General features: G+C 52.7%; 2 tRNA genes and 3 rRNA genes. All 5 read left to right on the plus strand.

From position 1 onward, the window contains the following. Window positions 1-321: 321 nt before the first annotated feature. The 5 genes from VWY75_RS18385 to rrf all read left to right on the plus strand — a co-directional run bounded on the left by VWY75_RS18385 (window position 322) and on the right by rrf (window position 5,673). Window positions 322-1,785: ribosomal RNA gene (locus VWY75_RS18385) — 16S ribosomal RNA — on the plus strand. A gap of 193 nt (window positions 1,786-1,978) precedes the next feature. Then, window positions 1,979-2,054, plus strand: a tRNA-Ala gene (locus tag VWY75_RS18390). Window positions 2,055-2,079: 25 nt separating this feature from the next. Then, window positions 2,080-2,156, plus strand: a tRNA-Ile gene (locus VWY75_RS18395). A gap of 417 nt (window positions 2,157-2,573) precedes the next feature. Continuing rightward, window positions 2,574-5,447: ribosomal RNA gene (locus tag VWY75_RS18400) — 23S ribosomal RNA — on the plus strand. Window positions 5,448-5,558: 111 nt separating this feature from the next. Further along, window positions 5,559-5,673, plus strand: a 5S ribosomal RNA gene (gene rrf, locus VWY75_RS18405). The 16S, 23S and 5S rRNA genes sit together here with 2 tRNA genes alongside, the layout of an rRNA operon. The last annotated feature ends 185 nt before the right edge of the window (window positions 5,674-5,858 follow it).

Genomic DNA, 5,858 nt, shown 5'->3' on the forward strand with positions numbered 1-5,858 from the left:
GTTATTGTCTCTGGATGTATGCTCTTTGACATTGATGATATCTGAAGAGATATGTGGGCGGTTTGGTTCATTCGATGGATCAACGTCTGTATATCAACGCTAGTAGGGCTTTTGTCCGATGATCTAGTGTCAGCTTCACTGTCTTGTTCGGCTTCGGTTTCTTTTGAAACCAAGCACAACAGACAGAGAAACATGATTGCAATTCCGGGTTCCTAGCCGGGTCTGGATCACGCCTAATCGCGCTCAAGTAGCCGAATGGGTGGTAGTGCAATCAAGATGTGCAGAGGTTCGAACGTCAAGGATAAGCATGTAAGTGCTTTTCAACTTGAGAGTTTGATCCTGGCTCAGAACGAACGCTGGCGGCAGGCCTAACACATGCAAGTCGAGCGCGCCCTTCGGGGTGAGCGGCGGACGGGTTAGTAACGCGTGGGAACGTGCCCTTCTCTAAGGAATAGCCACTGGAAACGGTGAGTAATACCTTATACGCCCTTCGGGGGAAAGATTTATCGGAGAAGGATCGGCCCGCGTTAGATTAGATAGTTGGTGGGGTAACGGCCTACCAAGTCTACGATCTATAGCTGGTTTTAGAGGATGATCAGCAACACTGGGACTGAGACACGGCCCAGACTCCTACGGGAGGCAGCAGTGGGGAATCTTGGACAATGGGCGCAAGCCTGATCCAGCCATGCCGCGTGAGTGATGAAGGCCTTAGGGTCGTAAAGCTCTTTCGCCAGAGATGATAATGACAGTATCTGGTAAAGAAACCCCGGCTAACTCCGTGCCAGCAGCCGCGGTAATACGGAGGGGGTTAGCGTTGTTCGGAATTACTGGGCGTAAAGCGCACGTAGGCGGATCAGAAAGTTGGGGGTGAAATCCCAGGGCTCAACCCTGGAACTGCCTCCAAAACTCCTGGTCTTGAGTTCGAGAGAGGTGAGTGGAATTCCGAGTGTAGAGGTGAAATTCGTAGATATTCGGAGGAACACCAGTGGCGAAGGCGGCTCACTGGCTCGATACTGACGCTGAGGTGCGAAAGTGTGGGGAGCAAACAGGATTAGATACCCTGGTAGTCCACACCGTAAACGATGAATGCCAGTCGTCAGCAAGCATGCTTGTTGGTGACACACCTAACGGATTAAGCATTCCGCCTGGGGAGTACGGTCGCAAGATTAAAACTCAAAGGAATTGACGGGGGCCCGCACAAGCGGTGGAGCATGTGGTTTAATTCGAAGCAACGCGCAGAACCTTACCAACCCTTGACATCCTCGGACCGCCAGAGAGATCTGGTTTCCACTTCGGTGGCCGAGTGACAGGTGCTGCATGGCTGTCGTCAGCTCGTGTCGTGAGATGTTCGGTTAAGTCCGGCAACGAGCGCAACCCACATCCTTAGTTGCCAGCAGTTCGGCTGGGCACTCTAGGGAAACTGCCCGTGATAAGCGGGAGGAAGGTGTGGATGACGTCAAGTCCTCATGGCCCTTACGGGTTGGGCTACACACGTGCTACAATGGCAGTGACAATGGGTTAATCCCAAAAAACTGTCTCAGTTCGGATTGGGGTCTGCAACTCGACCCCATGAAGTCGGAATCGCTAGTAATCGCGTAACAGCATGACGCGGTGAATACGTTCCCGGGCCTTGTACACACCGCCCGTCACACCATGGGAGTTGGGTTTACCCGAAGGCCGTGCGCCAACCAGCAATGGGGGCAGCGGACCACGGTGAGCTCAGCGACTGGGGTGAAGTCGTAACAAGGTAGCCGTAGGGGAACCTGCGGCTGGATCACCTCCTTTCTAAGGATGTATCTAGCTAGATCAGAGCTTGCTCTGTCTCGTGATACACTTAGCATAAGATCAGTAATCAAAACTGATCACATCGTTTAGGTCCTCAAGTAGCGCTCCGCGCGGTAGGACACTAAACAGGACCAGGCCGTCCTCATATCTCTTCAGAACTGTCATGATCTTGCCCTGGGGCGAGATCTAGCAAGGGGCCTTAGCTCAGCTGGGAGAGCGCCTGATTTGCATTCAGGAGGTCAGGAGTTCGATCCTCCTAGGCTCCACCACTCATGCGAACGGCCCACATAGAATGGGTCGGTAGCTCAGGTGGTTAGAGCGCACGCCTGATAAGCGTGAGGTCGGAGGTTCAAGTCCTCCTCGACCCACCATTCTGCGAGAGACGATTTGATCGTTAAGCATCATGAGATGTTTAACCGTCCAATCGGACCGGATCGATGTTCCTTCGGGAAGGTTGATCACATTGACATCGTTTAGAGAGATACAATCAACAACACTGTTGGTCACCCGCGTGAGGGATCGACCTCAGTTTGGTGCTGACGGCCACCTATGTGGCCTGATGCGAGCCTTTGCATCCGCCCTTTTCCTCGGGCGCGCGAGGGTCTGCCGGATTGAAACCACAGTGTTGTCCAAGTCAAGTACACTAACCCGGTTCATATTCCGCAAGGTTTATGAACCAATGTTCACTTCTATGAAGTGAGCGGGAAAGTATGCTTTTGGTTCAGAATAAGGCCACAGTTTCTTACCAGCTTCTGTGGCGTGACAGTTCACTGTCTTTTTCTGGACCAGATCAAGCGCGAGAAGGGCGTTTGGTGGATGCCTTGGCAGTAAGAGGCGATGAAGGACGTGATACTCTGCGATAAGTCATGGGGAGCTGAGAATAGGCTTTGATCCATGAATTTCCGAATGGGGGAACCCACCTGACAGTTTGTTATTGTGACCCTGCAGTCTGCTATGAGAGGCCTGTCCTCAAGTGGCAAAGCGGTAGGACATCAATAATGAGCTTAATCAGGTACTTAAGACCTGAATACATAGGGTTTTAAGAGCAAACCCGGGGAACTGAAACATCTAAGTACCCGGAGGAAAGGACATCAATATGATACTCCCCTAGTAGCGGCGAGCGAACGGGGACCAGCCGAGCCTTGAGTGTGAATAGAATGTGTTGGGAAGCACAGCCATAGTGGGTGATAGCCCCGTATATGAAGCATGATAGGACGTATTAAGTAGGGCGGGACACGTGAAATCCTGTCTGAAGATCGGAGGACCACCTTCGAAGGCTAAGTACTCCTTACTGACCGATAGCGAACCAGTACCGTGAGGGAAAGGTGAAAAGCACCCCGACGAGGGGAGTGAAACAGTACCTGAAACCGAACGCCTACAATCAGTTGGAGGCCCCTTGAGGGCTGACAGCGTACCTTTTGTATAATGGGTCATCGACTTGGTCTCACGAGCAAGCTTAAGCCGTTAGGTGTAGGCGCAGCGAAAGCGAGTCTTAATAGGGCGCATGAGTTCGTGGGATCAGACCCGAAACCGAGTGATCTAGGCATGGCCAGGTTGAAGGTGCAGTAACATGCACTGGAGGACCGAACCCACATCCGTTGAAAAGGATCGGGATGAGCTGTGCCTAGGGGTGAAAGGCCAATCAAACTCGGAGATAGCTGGTTCTCTGCGAAATCTATTTAGGTAGAGCGTCATCCGAATACCCCGGGGGGTAGAGCACTGGATGGGTAATGGGGCCCCACAGGCTTACTGATCCTAACCAAACTCCGAATACCCGGGAGTACTAGATGGCAGACACACTGCGGATGCTAACGTCCGTAGTGGAGAGGGAAACAACCCTGACCTACAGCTAAGGCCCCTAATTCATGGCTAAGTGGGAAAGCAGGTGGGATGTCCAAAACAACCAGGAGGTTGGCTTAGAAGCAGCCATCCTTTAAAGATAGCGTAACAGCTCACTGGTCTAATTAAGACGTCCTGCGGCGAAGATGTAACGGGGCTCAAGCCATGAGCCGAAGCTTAGGATGCACATAGTGCATGGTAGCAGAGCGTAGTGTGACATAGTTCCATGCGTCTTTAACCTTCCTCTGGAAGGTCTTGGACGCACGGAGCTTTCGATGAAGCGGGCGCGTGAGCGATCCCGTGGAGAGATCACTAGCGAGAATGATGACATGAGTAGCGACAAAGAGTGTGAGAGACACTCTCGCCGAAAGTCCAAGGGTTCCTGCTTAAAGCTAATCTGAGCAGGGTAAGCCGGCCCCTAAGGCGAGGCCGAAAGGCGTAGCCGATGGGAACTAGGTTAATATTCCTAGGCCAGGAGGATGTGACGGATTGTGAAGGTAGTTCATCCTTATCGGATTGAATGGGCTGCTGATCAGTCCCTGGAAATAGCCCTCCATGAGACCGTACCCTAAACCGACACAGGTGGACTGGTAGAGAATACCAAGGCGCTTGAGAGAACGATGTTGAAGGAACTCGGCAAAATACCTCCGTAAGTTCGCGAGAAGGAGGCCCGGTTCCAAGGCAACTTGGAGCTGGGGGCACAAACCAGGGGGTGGCGACTGTTTATTAAAAACACAGGGCTCTGCGAAGTCGCAAGACGACGTATAGGGTCTGACGCCTGCCCGGTGCCTGAAGGTTAAAAGGAGGGGTGAGAGCTCCGAATTGAAGCCCAGGTAAACGGCGGCCGTAACTATAACGGTCCTAAGGTAGCGAAATTCCTTGTCGGGTAAGTTCCGACCTGCACGAATGGCGTAACGACTTCCCCGCTGTCTCCAACATCGACTCAGCGAAATTGAATTGCCTGTCAAGATGCAGGCTTCCCGCGGTTAGACGGAAAGACCCCGTGCACCTTTACTACAGCTTCGCACTGGTATCAGGATTGTGATGTGCAGGATAGGTGGTAGGCATCGAAACCGGAACGCTAGTTCCGGTGGAGCCTCCCTTGAGATACCACCCTTCGCACTCTTGATATCTAACCGCGGTCCGTTATCCGGATCCGGGACCCTGCGTGGCGGGTAGTTTGACTGGGGCGGTCGCCTCCTAAAGCGTAACGGAGGCGCGCGAAGGTTGGCTCAGAGCGGTCGGAAATCGCTCGTTGAGTGCAATGGCAGAAGCCAGCCTGACTGCGAGACTGACAAGTCGAGCAGAGACGAAAGTCGGCCATAGTGATCCGGTGGTCCCAAGTGGGAGGGCCATCGCTCAACGGATAAAAGGTACGCCGGGGATAACAGGCTGATACTGCCCAAGAGTCCATATCGACGGCAGTGTTTGGCACCTCGATGTCGGCTCATCTCATCCTGGGGCTGGAGCAGGTCCCAAGGGTACGGCTGTTCGCCGTTTAAAGAGGTACGTGAGCTGGGTTTAGAACGTCGTGAGACAGTTCGGTCCCTATCTGCCGTGGGTGTAGGATACTTGAGAGGAGTTGCCCCTAGTACGAGAGGACCGGGGTGAACGATCCACTGGTGGACCTGTTGTTGCGCCAGCAGCAGTGCAGGGTAGCTATGATCGGACAGGATAACCGCTGAAGGCATCTAAGCGGGAAGCCCCCCTCAAAACAAGGTATCCCTGAGGGCCGAGGTAGACCACCTCGTCAATAGGCCGGAGATGTAAGTGCAGCAATGCATTCAGTTGACCGGTACTAATCGCCCGATAGGCTTGATCTGTTCCAGTAACAGGCAGTGACACAATGAACCAAAAGCAAAACAAACTTGGACTTCATCGCGATTGTATCTCGACGATCTCTCACAAAGATCGTCAATATGGATTTTCCTCGGTTTGGTGGTCATAGCGCAAGTGAAACACCCGGTCCCATCCCGAACCCGGAAGTTAAGCACTGTTGCGCCGATGGTACTGCGTCTTAAGGCGTGGGAGAGTAGGTCACCGCCAAACCTAGTAAAATCCATAAACTCTAAACGATAACAATAAAAAATACCTTCAGATATACCCCTCTGAAGGGATAAATGCTCAATCACAACATCAGTGATAAAGCAATTAATGGCTCAACTCGCGCAACGCGCCAGAGCATAAATAAAAATGTCGCGGGATGGAGCAGCCCGGTAGCTCGTCAGGCTCAT

Source organism: Phaeobacter sp. JH20_08, from assembly GCF_048056635.1.
GTDB lineage: Bacteria > Pseudomonadota > Alphaproteobacteria > Rhodobacterales > Rhodobacteraceae > Phaeobacter > Phaeobacter bryozoorum.